This is a genomic window from Sorangium sp. So ce327, assembly GCF_051530205.1.
GTDB classification, from domain to species: Bacteria; Myxococcota_A; Polyangia; order Polyangiales; family Polyangiaceae; genus Sorangium; species Sorangium cellulosum_B.
The window spans coordinates 7,951,620-7,968,814 of the sequence record NZ_CP150330.1 but is presented as its reverse complement, the minus strand read 5'-3'; the positions used below and the strand labels follow the sequence as shown (position 1 = coordinate 7,968,814).

Annotated in this window: 12 protein-coding genes; 4 read left to right on the top strand and 8 right to left on the bottom strand. The window is 70.9% G+C overall.

Features of this window, described 5'->3' with window-relative positions; all coding sequences use genetic code 11:
- The first annotated feature begins 80 nt into the window (after positions 1-80).
- Positions 81-860, top strand: a complete 780-nt coding sequence (locus tag WME95_RS29715) for a hypothetical protein (RefSeq protein WP_437902717.1) — start codon at positions 81-83, stop codon at positions 858-860.
- Positions 861-941: 81 nt separating this feature from the next.
- Here WME95_RS29715 and WME95_RS29710 read toward each other — a convergent pair whose 3' ends face one another.
- Entirely contained in the window at positions 942-2,849 is a 1,908-nt protein-coding gene (locus WME95_RS29710; protein ID WP_437902716.1) for a DUF4215 domain-containing protein, read from the bottom strand.
- 269 nt (positions 2,850-3,118) lie between these two features.
- Here WME95_RS29710 and WME95_RS29705 point away from each other — a divergent pair, with 269 nt between their 5' ends.
- Entirely contained in the window at positions 3,119-3,865 is a 747-nt protein-coding gene (locus tag WME95_RS29705) for a TVP38/TMEM64 family protein (RefSeq protein WP_437902715.1), read from the top strand.
- Between the two features lie 643 nt (positions 3,866-4,508).
- Positions 4,509-6,254 carry a glycoside hydrolase family 5 protein gene (locus WME95_RS29700; RefSeq protein ID WP_437902714.1) on the top strand — a complete coding sequence of 582 codons (1,746 nt, stop codon included), beginning with the start codon at positions 4,509-4,511 and terminating at the stop codon, positions 6,252-6,254.
- Positions 6,255-6,502: 248 nt separating this feature from the next.
- Here WME95_RS29700 and WME95_RS29695 read toward each other — a convergent pair whose 3' ends face one another.
- A complete protein-coding gene (locus WME95_RS29695) occupies positions 6,503-7,966 on the bottom strand; it encodes a right-handed parallel beta-helix repeat-containing protein (RefSeq protein ID WP_437902713.1) in 1,464 nt (487 codons plus the stop codon).
- A gap of 518 nt (positions 7,967-8,484) precedes the next feature.
- Between WME95_RS29695 and WME95_RS29690 the strand changes: the two genes are divergently transcribed.
- Complete coding sequence (locus tag WME95_RS29690; protein ID WP_437902712.1) at positions 8,485-9,492, top strand: hypothetical protein; 1,008 nt, start codon at positions 8,485-8,487, stop codon at positions 9,490-9,492.
- 61 nt (positions 9,493-9,553) lie between these two features.
- On the opposite strand, the gene WME95_RS29685 is transcribed toward WME95_RS29690, so the two are convergent.
- The 6 genes from WME95_RS29685 to WME95_RS29660 all read right to left on the bottom strand — a co-directional run bounded on the left by WME95_RS29685 (position 9,554) and on the right by WME95_RS29660 (position 16,784).
- Positions 9,554-9,928, bottom strand: coding sequence for a DUF4406 domain-containing protein (locus WME95_RS29685; protein ID WP_437542167.1), 375 nt, complete (start codon positions 9,926-9,928; stop codon positions 9,554-9,556).
- A 9-nt stretch (positions 9,929-9,937) separates the two neighbouring features.
- Positions 9,938-10,972, bottom strand: a complete 1,035-nt coding sequence (locus tag WME95_RS29680) for an aspartate-semialdehyde dehydrogenase (RefSeq protein WP_437542165.1) — start codon at positions 10,970-10,972, stop codon at positions 9,938-9,940.
- 182 nt (positions 10,973-11,154) lie between these two features.
- Positions 11,155-12,417 (bottom strand): glucose-1-phosphate adenylyltransferase, encoded by a 1,263-nt coding sequence (locus WME95_RS29675; protein WP_437542163.1) that lies wholly within the window; start codon positions 12,415-12,417, stop codon positions 11,155-11,157.
- Positions 12,418-12,513: 96 nt separating this feature from the next.
- On the bottom strand, positions 12,514-14,175 hold the full coding sequence (locus WME95_RS29670) for a serine hydrolase domain-containing protein (RefSeq protein WP_437902711.1): 1,662 nt from the start codon (positions 14,173-14,175) through the stop codon (positions 12,514-12,516).
- 203 nt (positions 14,176-14,378) lie between these two features.
- Entirely contained in the window at positions 14,379-15,206 is an 828-nt protein-coding gene (locus WME95_RS29665; RefSeq protein ID WP_437902710.1) for a TIGR02452 family protein, read from the bottom strand.
- Between the two features lie 63 nt (positions 15,207-15,269).
- On the bottom strand, positions 15,270-16,784 hold the full coding sequence (locus WME95_RS29660) for a hypothetical protein (protein ID WP_437902709.1): 1,515 nt from the start codon (positions 16,782-16,784) through the stop codon (positions 15,270-15,272).
- Between the last annotated feature and the right edge of the window lie 411 nt (positions 16,785-17,195).

Below are 17,195 nucleotides of genomic sequence, written 5' to 3'. Positions count from 1 at the left end.
ATCCGATTCTTGCTGCGCGCGCCGCGAGCGCATCGACGCGCGTTATGCTCGCCCGTCTTTTCGCTTGGAGGAGGTCCAGCATGAGTCGATCAGCGCTTGTCAACGTCGGGTTCGCGGCGATGTTCCTCGCGGCGGCGCCGCTGCTCCCGGCGTGCGCCGTCGGTCCGGACGGCACGGAAGAAGCGGAGTCCACCGGCCGCGCGAGCATCGCCCTGGTGGCGCAGACCAACGGGCACGTGTACCGGCTGAGCAACGCGATCTTCAGGGTCGAGGGGCCGATCGTCACGTACCTCGGCACCTCGGATGATCCGGGCGAGACGGTGCTCAGCGCGGCATTGCCCACCGGCGATTACGCGAGCACGCTGGAGCAGGGCTGGGTCTTGCAGCGCGATGACGGGGGCACGTTTGTGCCCGTGCAGGCGACGCTGCTCACCCCTCCCACCGTCTCATTCACCATTTACGATGGGGCCGTCACGCCGCTGGTCTATCAATTCCAGACGGACGGCACGATCATCACCATCGGGGATGGGCAGCTGGACATTTCCATCGAGGTGACCGAGGTCGGCGGTGGCGGCGCGTGCACGCCGTTCGGCGCCGGCTGTGGCGGCGGCGAGTGGTGTGCCCCAGGAACGCTGGTGGGAGGGGCTCCGGTCTGCCTCCCGGGAGGCACCATCCCCGTAGGAGGCACCTGCGGAGGCGTCGAGGGGTGTGTGGCCAACGCCGCGTGCGGCGATCTGACCGGGGAGGGCCTTACCTTCACGTGCATCGAGCTCTGCCCGGGGAGCAGCTTCGGCGCGCCGTGTGCCAGCGGCGGGAGCTGCGTCGACATCGGCTACCCGGAGTTCGGGATCTGCTTCTGAGCGAGGCCCTCTCCGTCCGTCGCCGGGAGCGCCTGGCTAGGTACGGTCGCCGCTCGCATCGGGCGGCGACCGTCCGTCGGGTCAGCGCGGAATGAGGTTACGGCAGCCGCTGCCGCAGGCGTCCCCGTCGCGGTTGTTGCCGTCGTCGCACTCCTCCACGGCCTGGACGACGCCATCGCCGCAGTACTCGTCGAGCTTGCAGTCCTGCGCGCACTCGCCGTAGCCGCCGTCGTTCACGCCGTCGTCGCACTCCTCGCCCAGGCTGACGACGCTGTCGCCGCAGACGGGCTTGCACTCGCTGCGCGCCGTCGCGAAGCCCTGCAGCGTGAGCTTGAACGTCGACGCCGCGGTCTGGCGCTCGGCGTGGAACACGGCGATCTGGTAGACGCCGCCGTCCGTCAGGCCGAGGTCGATGTTCCGCGCCGGGATGTTGTCGTTCTCCTCCGTGGCGTAGGTGACCCTGCCGGCCCCGTTGGCGCCGATGACGAGGCGCCCGTTGACGGCGCTGTGGATGCCGCCGACGTCGACCGCGAGGCGATCGTTGATGAACACCCACACATCGTCGTCGCCGGTGAAGTCGAGCTCGTACTGCTCGCCTGCGTTGTACTGGAACCAGTAGCGGATCTCGCTCGTGAAATGGAAGTTGTGCTTCGGGCTGCCCTGCTCCTTCAGCCAGTCGCCGCCGCCGTAGCTCGGGAAGATGTCGGCCGCGACGCGCTCGGCCGCCGGGGTGAACGGATCGTCGTCGACCGGGAAGAACAGCGGATTCCCGTCGTAGGTCTCCTCGATATACCTCGCCCAGTAGACCCCGCCGCGCACCTCGCAGCTGTGGAACTCTTCGCTGTGGATGTCGCCGCAATCCGGGGTGGCCTGGGCCGACGAGGTGCACTCCTCGTCGTTCACCTCGTTGCCCACGTTGCCGCAATAGTGCTCGGCCTCCTGGGACAGCAGGGTCCACTGCTCGCCGTCTTCGCCCCAGCGGTTCACGAAGCGGCCGTCGCCGGTGTCCCAGAGCGTGAGGGTGGTGACCGTGGTGCTGTTGGTGCCGGGCACGTCGTGGTACCACTGGGCGAAGCTGTCTGCGCTCGTGACCAGGCTGTTGGCGGCGGTCATGTACGTCGGCTTCTTCTCGGCGTCGAGCCGGGGCCCGACCATGTTGAAGATCGGCCTGCTGTTGGCAGGACCTTTCGGCTCGAAGTCGGGGTGGGCCGCCTTGAAGTCGCGGAAGACGACAGGCACGGCCATCGATCCCGAGGGCTGGGGGACGGCGCACGTGTATCCCGGCTCCTCCGTGCACGTCGCGGAGCAGCCGTCGCCGTCGATGTTGTTGCCATCGTCGCACTCCTCGCCGAGCACGAGGCCATCGCCGCAGCTGGACGCGCAGGAGCCCGCGGAGCAATCGGGCTCGGCCTGGCAGCTCGAGGAGCAGCCGTCGAAGGGCATCGTGTTGCCGTCTTCGCAGCTCTCCGCGCCCTCCTGGCTCCTGTCGCCGCAGGTCGTCCGCGTGCAGGCGCTCGGGTTGCCGCTGCACTTCCAGCCCACCTCCACCTTGCAGGTCGGCGAGCAGCCGTCGGCCGCATCGGTGTCGCCGTCGTCGCAGAGCTCGGGGAACACCACGGCGCCGTCACCGCAGCGGGCGATGCGCGTGCAGCCGACTCCGGGCAGCGGGCACGACCAGCCGAGCTCGACCGAGCGGCAATCCGCCGCACAGCCGTCATCCCCCACGGCGTTTCCGTCGTCGCACGCCTCGTCGTTGGTCAGGCCCCCGTCGCCGCAACGGAACGCGCTGTCGCTGTCGCCAATGTCCGATCCGCTCCCCGTGGTGTCGCCGTCGCCGAGATCGCCGCCGGTGGTGGTGGGATTGTCCCCGCCGCCACCGGGGCCGCCGCCTCCGGAAGGGCGGTCGGCGCTCGCAGAGCAGCTCGCCACCAGGGCGGCGCAGCTCGTGATGAAAATGGTCGAATCAAACCACGAAGATCGAGGACGCATGACCTGCTCCTTCCGGTTGCCCGGGACCTCTCGGGATGCGTGAATTGGCGACAGTCTCCCACGCGGGTGCCCTGAATTCGAGCCCTTCCTGCGCGCGCCGCCGCCTCCAGGGCTGTTGGATAAAGGCGACTCCCCCTGTGCGCGAACAAATCCTGAACCAGCGTCTCTTTCCCCCGAGGGCGGACCGCGTGAGGGACGTATACTCGCGCGCCGGCCGGCTCGCTCCTCCTCGCGGGGCGGCCGGCCCGTCACCGGACCTGGAGCGCTGCATGTTGCGATCGTCTGACTCGACCCCTCCGCCGGGGAGCGCCCGCCTCCCCGGCGCGGTCGCGCGCTCCCGGCGCTCCTGGCCCGGGTGGGCCGGCTTCTCTGGCCTGCTCCTGCTTGTCATCCTCGTGCCCTTCTTCCTCTTCGCCGACAGCATCGAGGCCGCGGCGCGAAGGCTGCTCGCGGCGCCGCCTTCGCCCATTGCGACGGCGCTCGTCCTCGGCGGATTGCTCGCGGGCGATATCGTCCTGCCGGTGCCATCGAGCCTGGCGAGCACGGCGGCGGGCGGGCTGCTCGGCTTCTGGCGCGGGACGGCTGTCTCCTGGGCGGGCATGATGGTGGGCTCGGGGCTGGGTTATCTGGTCGGCGCGCGCGCGGGCGCCCCGGCCTTGCAGCGGATGGTGGGCGAGGCGGAGCTCGCGCGCCTGACGCGGGCCGCCGAGCGGCACGGCCGCTGGTTCCTGCTCCTCTTCCGCGGCGTGCCCGTGCTCGCGGAGGCGTCTCTCGTCTTCGCGGGCGCGGGCCGCATGCCCTGGCGCGCGTTCGTCACGGTGACGACCCTGGCCAACCTGGGCATCTCGGCGACCTATGCCGCGGTGGGCGCCTCGGCCGCGCGGCTCACGTCATCCCTGCTGCTGCTCGCTGGGATGGTGCTCCTGCCGGGGCTCGCGCTGCTCCTCGTGCGCCTGCCGGAGCGCTGGCGGAGACCGCGAGGGGAGGGCGAGGGCCGCGGAAGAGGAGGGGAGTAGCGTTACCCGCTCAGCCGCCGGCACGCCCGCCGCCGTCAGGATCGATGAAGGCCGGAGCGGCGCGTCGACGCGTCGACGCGCCGCGTGCCCCCGTGACAGGCATCGTGGCGAGTCGTGGTCTTTCAGCGTGCCTTTTCCATTGACGAGCTCTGCCGATGTCTCCTTCCGTCGAGTTTGACGCTGTGCGCAGGATGGATGACGCTGCGCACCTATCGAATGACGCCGCGCGCCCTGCGGGAGCGCAGGGCGCCCAGGTGGTCCGGCAAGCCATGTGCAAATCATGTGCAAATTGAAAGTCAAGCGCCTCGTGGTGGTCGTCCCCTCGTGCAGCGCTCCTGCAGGATCCCGTTGGAGGAGAGCGCCTCCTGGGATCCACCCTCGTGGGAAAAGCACCGCCATATCGATATTGGGTCCCGGCATCGGAGGGTGCGTCTCGTCTTGACCCTCTGTTTGGTGGCGGGTAACATGCGAGTCCGGTTGGCAACCCGTCGGTGTTGCTTGATTGCGAATTCTGCGCAGGGTCGACTGTCGAGCGCGACCAACCGTTGATCTGGCTGAGATTGTCTTACGGACGAGCCTTGGGGGTTGTCGCTCGAAGCAGCGCGCCGTGCTCTGAATTTGTGCTTAACGAAAGAACGAACCTATGAGAATCCGAAGAAGCCATATCTTCTTGTGTTCCTTCGCCGCCCTTGCTCTGATGGGCATCGCCTGCGGTGGTGATGGATCGACCGCGGCGACCGGGGGTGGGCTGACGGGCTCCGGCGGCGCGGGCAGCGGCAACGGCAGCGGCGCGGGCAGCTCGGTGGGCAACGGCAGCGGCGCGGGCAGCTCGGTGGGCAATGGCAGCGGCGCGGGCAGCTCGGTGGGCAACGGCAGCGGCGCGGGCAGCTCGACGAGCAGCGGCGACACCAGCGGCGCCGGCGCTGGGATCCCGAGCGGCAGCGGCAGCGGCAACCCGGACGCGAAGCCGACGCCGGACACCGACGGCTCACCCACCGGGAGATTCCGCGTCAACCTCGACAACGGCCGCCTGACGCAGGACGGCACGGAGATCCAGGTTCGCGGCGGCAACTGGTTCGGGCTCGAGGGACAGGACGATCTCGAGCGCCCCGGCGCCATGGAGCTCTTCATCGGGTCGATGTGGTGGGCGAATAACAACGCCCCGCGCACGATCGCGGACACGATGAAGGAGCTCACCAGCTCCAACCTCAAGTTCAACACGATCCGGCTCCCCATCGCGCCGCAGACCCTGGTCACCGACCACCCGGACGGCGACTACAGCATCATGACGCCCCGGATCAAGAACAACGACCCGAAGGTCTACCCGTACGCCAACGCGTACGAGGCGCTCGAGGACTTCCTCAAGCAGGCCAGCGCGAACAATCTGAACGTCATCATCGGCATCCACTCCTGCTCGAACCACCTCGGGTGGCGCGCGGGCAGGCTCGACGACGACAAGCCCTACGTGGACAGCGATCGCGAGAACTACGATTACAAGGCGGACGACTACACCTGCCTTACGGGCGAGGACGCCTACAACTACGACAAGTGGCTCGCGGACATCCGTAAGATCGCGCAGCTGCCCAAGAAGCTCGGGATCAAGAACATCATCGGCATCGATTGCTTCAACGAGCCGTGGAAGTACAGCTGGCCCGAGTGGGCGGACATGGCCAAGGCCTGCTACGACGTCATCGCCGAGGAGAACGACGACATGATCGCGGTTGTCCAGGGCGTGTCCGGCAGCCACCAGCCCGCGGGCGCCAGCGGCCTGACGCTGGAGCCGGAGCCCCACGGCGATGAGAACCTCAACCCGAACTGGGGTGAGAACTTCTACGGACAGACGGCGTACCCGATCCAGATCCCCAGGAATCGGCTCTGCTTCTCGCCCCACACCTACGGGCCTGCAGTGTTCGTTCAGAAGCAGCACGTCGATCAGTCCAAGCCCGAGTGCGTCGGGCTCGAGGACGAGGCGGCCGCCAAGGCCGGGTGCGGGCTGGTTCTGGAACGCAGCAACGCCGATACGGTCGCGAAGCTGACAAAGCAGTGGGACGAGCACTTCGGGTTCCTGCACGACCAGAAGTTCTGCGTGATCACCGGCGAGTTCGGCGGCGTGAAGGACTGGCCGAAGAACGAGATGGACCCGGCGCTGGCCCAGCAGTGGGCGCACCTGCCTGCCGGCAAGCGCTACGACTGGGAGTGGCAGAACATGTACGTGGATTACCTCATCAAGAAGAAGATGACGGACTTCACCTACTGGTCCATCAACCCCGAGTCGGGTGATACGGGTGGTATCTACAACCACAAGTACACCGATGCGGACAAGACGGGCTGGGGCACCTGGACGGGTCTGGACACCGAGAAGGTCGAGATGCTGGCCCGCCTCAAGTAGGCCGAGCCGCTGACGAAGAAGACCGCCCGCGGGCCTTGACCCGCGGGCGGTTCTCTTTTGTGACTCCAGCCTTGTGCACCCCGCTCTACAGCGATTTCCGCCGACCTCAGCACCATGCCGAGCAGAGCGGCGGTCTCCCGCACAGGAGACGGGCCCAGATCGGCGTTTTCGGCGCGCAAGCGCACTCCGGTGCGCTGAGCACCGAAAACGTCGAGGTGGGCCCGTATCCGAAGCGGGCGACCGCCGCTCTAATTGCAGCTGTTGTTGCGGGCGTTCACCAGCATGAGATTGCGGAAGGTGCTGTTCTCGGCGCAGGGGTTCTCGTTGACCGCCGTGTCCGTGATCGTGAGGTTCTGGATCGTGATGTCCGAGGAGTTCGCGAACTCGGTGCGTGCGGCCAGGCGGATGTCGCCGCCGCCGTCGACGGTCCCGGACTCGGCGGCGATGTTCACGTTGTGGCAGTTCTCGAGCAGGATCGCGTTGTTGCCGGTGTCGGCGAGATCGATCCGGTCGATCGTGACGCCCCCGCTCTCGGACACGCAGAAGATCCCGCGCCCGCCCCCGCGGGCGATGACCTGGCCGACGTGGATGTTGGTGGGGTAGCCGCTGCCGATGCGCCCCGCGCGGTTGGCGAGCCGGAACGCCGCGTAGCCGGTGCCCGCGCCCGCGTTCACGGCGTCGACCGTCCCGACCTCGGCGTTGGTCGTGTCGTTCAGGAGGAGGCCGCATTCCCCGGTGTCGCGCGCGATGACGGTGCCGATGCGGATGTCGTCGACGCCGTAGGTCTCGACGCCGTGAGAGCTGGTCCCCTCGGCGTAGACATGGTCGATCTCGATGTTCTTCACCTTGTTGGCGCGGTCCGAGCGTCCATGGTTGTCGATGCGGACGCCGAGGCCGCTCGAGACGCGCAGCTCGACATGGCCGAGGCGCAGGTTCTCGACGTCGCGGAAGAACATGGCGTAGAGCGGGGTGCCGCTGATCGTGACGTTCGGGATCTCGATGTCGGTCCGGCCGCGCGCGTAGATGGGCGCGTTGTCGCCGGAGCCGCTGCCGGTGACCTCGATCGTGCCGCAGACGTTGAGCACGGTGTAGCTGGGCACGTTCAGCCTCGAGCTCGCGGCCACGGTCCCGGAGCCCTGGACCAGGACGCTCTGCTTGCTGGTGCGGCCGGAGCTCAAGCTGTCGAGCGCCGCCTGCATCGCGGCCCGCATGTCGCCGCCGCTGTAGACGTTGCGAGCGCCGTTCTGGGCGATCCAGTCGGAGCCGGATCGGGTCACCACGGCGTTGTATCCGCTCGTGTCTCCGTCGCACGGATACGCCGCGTCACCCCCTCCGCTGCCGCCCGTCCCCGCCCCTCCGGCGCCGCTCCCGTCTGTGCCGGCCGCGCTGGAGCCCGCGCCTCCGCCGTCTCCGCCGGTGCTCGCCGCGCCGGGGTCCCCGCCTCCGGTGCTGCTCGTGGCGGCGGAGCCTCCCGGGCCAGCCGCGCCGGCGCCCGACGTCCCGCCGCTCGCGACGCCGCCGCCCGCGCCAGAGCCACCGCTCGCGGGCGAGCCCCCCGTCGCTGAGCTGCCGCTGGCGGGTGAGCCCCCGGTCGCCGAGCCGCCGCCGCTGCTCTCCGGGTCGCCGCCGGCGTCCGAGCCGCAGGCCGCTGCCATGAGCAATCCGATGAGTGTCGCGGGTATCGCCGAGATGGTGCGCAATCGAGTCTTCATTCCAGGCTCCGAACGGTGAAAGAGACCTCGGCGTCCCCTGGTCCGCGCTCGCGCTCGGGGCCCGGCGCCGGCCCCTGAGGGGCAGCGTCGGGCGTCGACAGGACTGCCGTCGCCACGAGGGTGTCAACGTGTGGGCAAGAGCAATCACCGCTCTCGACCGGCGACGAGTTGTTCGCGTGCGAGCGCACGATTGCAGCGCTGCGCGTCGCCGGATCGATGCTCGAGGCTTGTCCAGCCACCCCGCCGCGATGCCGCCCGAAGCCGTCGGCGAGCCGGATGGCTCGCACGAAGGATCCCCCTCTCTCGCCTCCCCGCCTCCCCGTCTCCCTGTGAATCTTCTCTTCTTCCTCTCCACCCGCGGTCGGGGCGGTTTGGGCAGCGCGCTCGCCGATCGGCGGCAGCGGCCCGCTGCCGTGTTCCGCGGCGCTCCCGGCTTGGATACGCTACTTCACGAGCTCGCCCGTCTCGTGTGTGCATCCGGGGCCGAGCGCGCTGTTCTTCGAAGCCCCGCACCCGCCATGTACCGAACCGCCGCTCCCCTGCCTCCCGAGCCGCCCCGCGAGTGGCAGCTCATCGTCGAGGCCTTCCTGTACGAGCACCTCTCCGTGCCCGAGGCATGGCTCGCGCGCGCCGGGGGCACCGTCGCGCTGCTCGTCGGCGCGCGGATGCTCGCGCCCGAGCACCACGGGGAGAACCGCGCCTGGCTGTTCGGCGATCTGCGGCGCATGGAGGGCCAGCGGCCGCCGCTCCTCGCCCCCGCCTCGTTCGGGCTGGAGCGCGTGTGCGCGCCGGGCGAGACGGAGGCCCTCCCGCGGCACGTCGCCGTGTGCCCCTGGCCCGACGCGGCGGGGATGACGCTGGCGGGCATCGCTGGCCACCTTCCGGGCTCGCGCTTCGAGGTCGGCGCGGCGGTGGAGGTCGCGGCGCAGCTCGCGCGCGTGCGCCTCGCCGTGCCGCACGCGGGCTTCACGTACGCCCGCGTCATCGTCTTCGAGAGCGGCGAGGTGCGGGTCGCGCCGCCCCTGCCGGAGACGGAGCGATCGGCCGCGCTGAGCGATTCGGGGTTCGAGTACCTCGACGACCTGGGGATCAGGGGCTCCCAGCTCCATGACCCCAAGGACCTCGATCCGGCCGTCGGCGTCGCGTCGGCGCTCTTCGAGCTCGTCGCCGGCTTCGGCGAGGCGGGCGGCGTGGCGAAGCGCCAGTTCCTCCACGCCGCGGTCACGGCGCCGCCCGCGCACCCGCTGCCGTCGGACTTCGGCGTGCGCAGCCGCGAGGTCGACGCCCTCGTCGCGCGGGGCACGTCGGGCGACGCGTCGCTCCCCGAGCTCGCGCAGGCGCTCGCGGCGCTCAGCCAGGCGCTCGACGGCCCAGCCGCGCTCGGTCGCGCGGTGCGCGCGAGCGTCGCCGCGGCCGCGCCCTCGCCGCCCCACCGGCAGACGTGGGATGGAAAGCGTATTTACATGCTCTTCCCCGACGTGCAGGCGCTCCCTGTCGGCGCAGGCTGGCCGGGGCCCGAGCCCTGAAGAGACCGCGCCGCCGCGGCGTCTCGTGCGCCTCTCACGTGCCTCTCGTGCGGCGCCGCGGCTAACCGCAGCCCGGCACCTCGTCGAAGCCGAAGAAGACCTGCTTGCCCATGGAGCGGGACAGCTCGACCATCTCGTCGGCTCCCTTGGAGGGGCCGCCGATCCGCAGGCAAGCGTCGCAGCGCGCGACGAGCCGGCGGGCGACGGGATGGAAGATCTCGTTGAAGATCTCGTCGCCGATCTGCCGCGACCCGGCGTGCTCGATGAGCGGCAGCGCGAACCATTCGCCGAGGACGGGGAGGTGGCCCGCCCGGAAGAGGCGCACGGCCATGTCGTTCATCGCGCGAACGTTGGCCGCGATCAGGACCGGATCATCCCCCGTGCCGGAGCGATAGGGCCCGGCGACGAGGATCATGAGGGGCTGGGTGGGTTGCATCGTCTGCCGTCAGGGGGCCTGCAGGTCGCGATCGGCGCTCGGGAACCAGCGCGTCGCGGCGCGGACCGCGTTGGTGGCCGCGCCGAGCCGAAGGTTGTCCCCGACCACGGTCAGGCACACGCTCTTCCGGTCGCGGTCCCGGTGATCGGGGCGGATCCGCCCGACCAGCGCGAGGTCTCGGTCCTGCACGCAGTGGAGCGCGCTCAGGCCCTCGCCGGCGGCGCCGGGCAGGTGCTTCACGAAGGGCGACTTCGCCGGATCGCTCAGGATGCCCGCGACCCGCTCGAGATCCACGGGGCGATCGAACGTGACCCACGCGTTCTCGTAGTGGCCGACCGCGACGCCGACCCGGCAGCACTGCGCGGAGACGCCGAGCTCCGGCATGCTCAGGATCTTGCGGCTCTCGAAGATGAGCTTCCGCTCTTCCGAGGAGAAGCCGCTCTCGTCGGTGCCGCCGTTGTGCGGGACGGTGTTGCCGGCGTAGCCCGACGGCTTGAACGGCAGGCCCAGGCGATCGAGGGCCTGGAAGCCGTCGCGCGCGTCCGCGAGGAACGAGTCCAGGGCGGCGATGCCGGCGCCGCTGACCGCCTGGTACGTGCTCACCGTGACCTCGCTCAGCCCGAACTCCCGGCGCAGGGGCGAGAGCGCGAGCATCAGCGGGATGGTCGTGCAGTTCGGGTTGGCCACGAGCCGGACCGAGTCGTCGACGATGCTCGAGTTCACCCCGGCGACGACGAGCGGCACCTTCGGGTCGGCGCGGTACGTGTTGCTCTTGTCGATCACGCGGTACCCGAGCTCCACGAGCCGCGGGACGTACCGCTTGCTGTGATCGTCATCCAGCGCCACGAACGCGAGGTCTCCGCGGGGGGCGTCCTGCGCCTCGAGGCGCGACGCACTGAGCACCTCGTACGACTTGCCGTCGAGGGTGAGCTCCTGGTCCCGGCTCGCGAACAGGGCGAGCGTCGCGCCGGGCCAGGCCCGCGCGATGAGGGTGATGGTTTCGCGGCCGACAAGGCCCGTGGCGCCGAGGATGCAGATTCGCATAAGGGCGCTCTTTACCAGACCGGGGCCCAGCCGACGAGGGGCGAGTGGCCGGGCGCCGCGGCGGCGTTCTGCCTAGCTACCTAGCCTGGCCTAGCCTGGCCTAGCCTGGCCTAGCCGCGCGAGCGCCCCTTCCGCCCGCGCGCCAGCCGCCGTCCCCTCGGCGGCCGGGGCGCGGCCCGCGCTCAGATGACCGTGCCCGGCGGGACGACGGCGTTCTTCGGGACGACCACGATGCCCTCCCGGGCCGCGTAGTACGGGGCGTCGGTGTCCGGCCGGTCGGGGATGTTGCGGATCACCACCCCGTCGCCGATGCGCGCGTTCTTGTCGATGATCGCGCCGTCGATCGTGCACCCCCGGCCGATGCCGATGGGCGGCAGACCCCTCGTGCTCTCGGGGCCGTGGGCCTGGAACAGCGACTCGTAGTCCGCGCCCATCATGACCGTGTTCGACATGGAGACGTGGGGCCCGATGGAGGAGAGCTGCCCGACGACCGACCTCGAGATCTTCGACTCGATGATCCGGCTCCCCTCGGCGAGGAGCACCTGGTCGAGGACCGAGCCGGCGGTGACGTGGGCCGGGGGGAAGAACTGCGGGCGCGTGTAGATCGGCCGCTGCGGGTCGTAGAACGAGAACGGAGGATCGGAGTCGGTGAGCGCGAGGCTGGCCTCGTAGTAGCTGCGGATCGTGCCGATGTCCTCCCAGTAGCCGTCGAACGTGTAGGTCATCATCCGGTGGGTGTCGAGCGCCCGGGGGAGGATGTGGCTGCCGAAGTCGGAGGCGTTGTCGTGCTCGAGCATCTCGTAGAGCGCCTTCGCGCTGAAGATGTAGACGCCCATCGAGGCGAGCCACGGGTTCGCCGGATCGGGCAGCTGCCGCACGCTGTCGAGCAGCTTCATGTCCTTCGGCTTCTCGACGAACTTGACCACACGCCCGGTGTCGTCGGTGTCCACGATGCCGAGGCGCGACACCTCGGCCGTCGGGACGGGGCGGACGGCGAGCGTGACGTCGGCCCGGGTCTCGCGGTGGTGCTCGAGGAAGGGCTCGTAGTCCATGCGGTAGAGGTGATCGCCCGAGAGGATCATGACGTCCCGCGGGTTCGGCGATTTCACCTCGACGAGCTGCTTGCGGACGGCGTCGGCGGTGCCCTGGTACCAGTCGCTGTGGGTCGGCGTCTGCTCGGCCGCGAGGATCTGCACCGCGCCGGCGGAGAAGACGTCGAATCGGTATGTCTGCGTGATGTGGTTGTGGAGCGAGACCGAGTTGAACTGCGTGAGGATGTGGATGCGGTTGAAGCCCGAGTTGAGGCAGTTGCTGATCGGGATGTCGACCAGCCGGTACTTGCCGCCGGTCGGGACGGCTGGCTTCGAGCGCAGCTTGGTGAGCGGGTAGAGGCGGCTTCCTACGCCTCCGCCGAGGATCAAAACCACCACGTCGTTGTGCTTCAAGCGGGTCTCCGCGATGTGAGGGGGACGGTTCGACGCCCGGGACGATGGGCGCGGTTACACTAGCAGGAGTGGCGAACCCACCGGGCTGCAGATCGCTCAGCGGCAGCGGGCTGGGCGGTCGCTCGGGCCGGGGGCTTCCCGGGCGATCGCCCCGGTCTGCTCCTCCACGCTGAGCGACGTGATCCGCGCGTCCGGCGAGGTGTCGACACGCACGGCCACCGAGAGCGCGCCGCGCTCGCAGCGCAGGCCGAAGCGCGCCGCCGTGGCGCTCTCCACGACGGCGGAGCCGTCGAGCGCGCACGCCCCGACCCGCGCGCCGGCGTCGCGCAGCGCCTTTCGCAGGGAGGCGAGGTGAGCCTCCGGGAACCAGCCGGGCCTGAGCCTGCGATCGAGCGCCCCCGTGCGCGCGCGGCCGATGACCGAGGCGACGGCCTGGGCGGCGCGGCGCACGGGCGGGGAGGGCGGGACGACGCGCGCCTCCATGGCGCCGGTCGCCGCGAGCCGGCCGAGCACGTCCGCGTTGAGCGACTCGAGATCGGCGCCGGCGACGTTGGCGAGCGCGACGACGCCGACGCCCCGCTGCGGGAGGAGCGTCACCGACGCGGAGAAGCCGTCGATCAGGCCGTTGTGGAAGACCATGTGGCCGAGATCGCAGTCCTCGCGCACGTGCCAGCCGAGCCCGGGGCCGTCGTCGTCGCCGGCGGCCGGGAACGCCGAGCCGTTGCGCGCCATCAGGTGCGACTCGCGCACCGTGCTCCGCCGCAGGGCCCCCGTCTCGGGCGCGTCGCGCGCGGGCCAGGCGGCGAGCTCGAACCCGACGAAGCGACCCATGTCGGCGAGGCTCGCGTAGAGCCCCGCGGTCGCCTCGGAGGCCCCGAGCCGCCAGGGCTGGATCGGCGCCACAACGCCGCCGTCGACGCCGCGCGCGTGGGGCGAGGCGAGCGCGCCGGGCGGCACCTGCGACGGGTCCCAGGCGGCGTCGCGCATGCCGAGCGGCCCGAGCACCGCGTCGCTCATGTAGCGCCGGTACGGCACGCCGGCGGCGCGCGCGACGACCAGCCCGAGGAGCGAATAGCCGAGGTTCGAGTAGGAGGTCGCGGTGCCCGGCGCGCTCTCGAGCCCGAAGCCGTCGAGCGTGGCCAGGATCTCGCGCTCGGTGACGTCGCGCGACGTCGACGCGGGGGGAAACACGCCGAGCCGCGGCAGGCCGGAGCTGTGCGTGAGCAGGTCGCGGACCGTGATCTGCCGCGCGTCGCGCGTCGGGTAGACGACGCCGGTGAGCGCCGGCAGGTAGCGCGCCGCCGGGGCGTCGATCGACAGCCGCCCTTCGTCGCGGAGCCGGAGTATCGCCGCCGCGGTCAGCGGCTTGGTGACGGAGCCGACGCGGAAGCGCGTGTGCTCGTCGACCGCTCCGCCCGCCGCGGCGTCCCGCACGCCGAGCACCGCCTGGATCGCGAGCTCGCCGTCGATGACGACGCCGAGCGCGAGCGCCGGCGAGCGCTCCCTCTCCGCGGCGCGCCGCGCGAGCGCCTGCACGTCGGCCGCTGCCGCGCGGAGCTTCCGCCCGCGCTCCGGATCGGGGAAGCGCGGCGTCGGCGCGGGCTCGCTGGCGAAGCGCTGGTCGAGCGGCGCCGCGGCCCCCTGCGCGACGGCCCGCGGCGCGGGCGCGGGCGATGCGCACCCGCAGAGGAGCAGGGGTGACGCGGAGAAGACGGCCGCGGCGAGGAGCGCGGCGAGCCTGTCGTCGATCGTCCTCAAGTCCGAGCCATGACTCTCGCTCTTCGATCGCGACCCGACAATTGGAAACGGACCCGGTGGAAGGGGTCAGTCCTCGATTGTAGCGGTGGAGGTAGGCGGGGAGCGCGACGTCCGCGCAGCTCCGGGGTGGGGATCCCACGGTGTGATCCGCGCGGGGCCGTGACGGCGCGCGCGGGATCGGAGGCGCCGGCGGCAGTGCGCGCTTACGCCTGCGCGAACCGCTCCTGGAAGGCCCGGTAGTTCGGCCGATCGGCGCCCCGGTCGTACACAGCGAACACCACGCGCGAGAACGCGCCGCGGAAGCGCGGGCGCGCGAGGCACCGGGCGAAGACGTCGGCGACCTCGCGCGGATCGTTGCGGAAGACGCCGCACCCCCACGCCCCGAGGACAAGGCACCGGTGCCCGTGCGCGCCCGCCGCCGCGAGCACCATGTCCGCGCGGCGCTCCAGGGCGGCCCGGATCTCCTGGTCCGTGACGTCGTCGCGCTGGAACGCCTCGCCGGCGTTCGGCGCCGGCGCCGTGATGAGCGACAGCGCGAACGGCCGGTCCAGCAGGGCGTGCTGCTCGTCGCGGAAGAACGGCACGTCCGGCGAGTAGATGATGTGGTCGGTATAGAGAAAGCTCCCGCAGGCGCGGTTCTGGTCGTAATACTCGCGCTGCTCGACGAGCGACGCGTACAGCGCCGAGCACCTGGCGAGGTCCTCCTCCTGGGCCTTGGCCCCGCGCAGGAACCCGCCCCCGGGGTTCTTGGCGGAAGCGAAGTTGAGGGCCATGACGCGGGCCTGGCCCTCCTGCTCGATGAGCCGCCGCCCCGCCGCCCCCGTGGTCTCGCCGGTGACCTCGATCGCCGCCGGGCCGTCGAGGCGCTCCTTCGGCTCCCAGGCGTCGAGTGATCCGGGCCGGTAAAGCACGGTGCCCTTCACCGCGGCGAGCACGCGGTCGCGGATGCGAACGGTCGCGCCCGAGGGCGCGATGTACTCGCCGCGACTCGCGATCTGCACGGTCTCTGCGGCGATGCTGGTCAGCTTCATGCGCTCAAGGATTGGCGAGCCGCGGCCGCTCGTCCAGCGAAACGCGCCCCGCCCTGCGCCGCGTCAGCGCCGCACGGAGAAGAGGGCCCACTGCCCGTCGCGCGCGGCGAGCTCGAGCCGCTCGTGGGCGAGCAGCGCGGGCGAGGGCGAGCGCAGGAGCACGTAGTCGAACCTCGTGAGCTCCGGGTGGCGGAGCCAGCTCGGGCCGAGCCCTGGCATCGGGTTCTTGCCGCCCACGTACTGAATGAAGTTCATCCCGTAGCCTGCATAGGAGCTGTTCGGCAGGCCGCCGTGGCGCACCGTGGCGATCTCCTGGATCGCGCGGAGCGGCTTGGCGGGGAACGCCTCCGTCGCCCCCCACGCGTCGAGGGGCGCCAGCAGCGTCTGGCCGTGAGAGAGCCTGTCGATGAGCCGGGAGGCGCCGACCGTCTCTCGATGGAAGTCGGCGAAGCGCCCGCAGAGGTAGAGGAGCAGGGCGCCGCCGCCGATCGCCATCGAGGCCAGCAGGCCCGCTCTCGGCGCGGGGCGCGCCGGCAGGGTCCAGGCGAAGGTGAAGAGCAGCGCGGCCATCCAGGGGTGCCGGTTGTTGATCCCCTCGACCCCGAGGCAGTACGAGGGGAGGACCAGGTGACAGACCACGCTGGCGAGCGCGAGCACGGCGAACGCGTTCGGGACCCGGTACCGGGCGGCCGGGGACTCGGGCGACGCGTGGGGCGCGGCGGGCTCAGCGGTGGCGCCGGCGACGACGAGCAGCGCGAAGAGGAGCACGTAGCCGACCGAGATCGGGAGGAGGACCCCGACGAGCTCGGGGAGCTGCGCTGCGTTCTCGAAGAAGGGTGGCCACGCCGCGACAGGGCGGGGGACCGGGGCGCCGGAGGGCCTCGTGAGCACCGACCTGCCCACCCAGACGGCGAACAGGGCGAGCGACGGCGTGAGCGGGAGCAGCGCCCGCCATCGCTCCCGCGGCCCCGGCGCCCGCCAGAGCGCCCAGAGCAGCGCGACGTCGAGGAGGAGCTGGGCCAGCGCGAGCGCGTGCCACAGGAGGAGGGCGACCGCGATCGCGGCGAGGCCGACGCCGAGGCGCGGGGTCGGGCGATCGAGCCATCGCACCGCGACGGCCAGGCCCAGCACGACGAGCGGAGGGGCCGTCGCGAACGCGAAGAAGCCGCCGCTCACCCAGTACGAGTGCACGAGGGGGAAGACGAGCAGCACGCACCAGCGATCCCGCCGGAGCACGCGGAGGAGGAGCATCGAGGCGGCGGGCAGGGCGACGGTGTACGCGGTGAGGAGGACCTTGCCCGCGATCTCGATGGAGCTCACGGCCGCGATCGCCCGCGCGAGGACGATCGGCAGGACGAGCGGCGCGATGGGCCATCCTGTCGTGTAGGTGCCGTGAAAGGGCGAGGCGGGATCTCCGTGGTCCTGGAACGCTCGGACGAACGTCAGGAACGGTGGGTAATCCATCATCGGCAGGAGGTCGGTCAGCCAGAAGGGCACCGCCGCGAGGAGCGTCAGCGTGAAGACCGTCGCTCCATAGGCCCAATGAGCCCACGGGAATCGTGCGCTGGGACGTTCCATGGCCTGGTCGAGGGGATGCCACGATTTTCTGTTCGCTCCGTGCCGTCAAGCCCTCGATTGCAGGCCGCCGCGCCGTACGCCGCCCCGGCAGCGCGCAGCGCACGATCACGACGCTCGACGCTGCTCGCGCGATGGAACCAGCACGACGGCGGGACGAAGCCCCATCGATCCACCGCCTCGATCCGGTCCCGGCGGGGCGCGCTGCTTCGATCTCGATACGCAAGTCCTTGCACAGGTGCGCAAGCACCCGCTGCGCAGGTGTGGACTCCATCGCTCCGCGCTTGACCTCTGGACCGCGAAGTCACGCCATCGCGCATGCGGCACGTCGCTTGCCAATATCGGACACCGAAACCGGACGCCATCCGCGTCAGTACCAGCAGTCGAGTCGGTCCGACCCGCCGTGGAGGTCCC

Coding starts and splice junctions, on each gene's coding strand:
- WME95_RS29705 (WP_437902715.1), top strand. CDS start 3,119: ATGTTGCGATCGTCTGACTCGACCCCTCCGCCGGGGAGCGCCCGCCTC.
- WME95_RS29690 (WP_437902712.1), top strand. CDS start 8,485: ATGTACCGAACCGCCGCTCCCCTGCCTCCCGAGCCGCCCCGCGAGTGG.
- WME95_RS29700 (WP_437902714.1), top strand. CDS start 4,509: ATGAGAATCCGAAGAAGCCATATCTTCTTGTGTTCCTTCGCCGCCCTT.
- WME95_RS29660 (WP_437902709.1), bottom strand. CDS start 16,784: ATGGAACGTCCCAGCGCACGATTCCCGTGGGCTCATTGGGCCTATGGA.
- WME95_RS29680 (WP_437542165.1), bottom strand. CDS start 10,972: ATGCGAATCTGCATCCTCGGCGCCACGGGCCTTGTCGGCCGCGAAACC.
- WME95_RS29715 (WP_437902717.1), top strand. CDS start 81: ATGAGTCGATCAGCGCTTGTCAACGTCGGGTTCGCGGCGATGTTCCTC.
- WME95_RS29710 (WP_437902716.1), bottom strand. CDS start 2,849: ATGCGTCCTCGATCTTCGTGGTTTGATTCGACCATTTTCATCACGAGC.
- WME95_RS29695 (WP_437902713.1), bottom strand. CDS start 7,966: ATGAAGACTCGATTGCGCACCATCTCGGCGATACCCGCGACACTCATC.
- WME95_RS29685 (WP_437542167.1), bottom strand. CDS start 9,928: ATGCAACCCACCCAGCCCCTCATGATCCTCGTCGCCGGGCCCTATCGC.
- WME95_RS29665 (WP_437902710.1), bottom strand. CDS start 15,206: ATGAAGCTGACCAGCATCGCCGCAGAGACCGTGCAGATCGCGAGTCGC.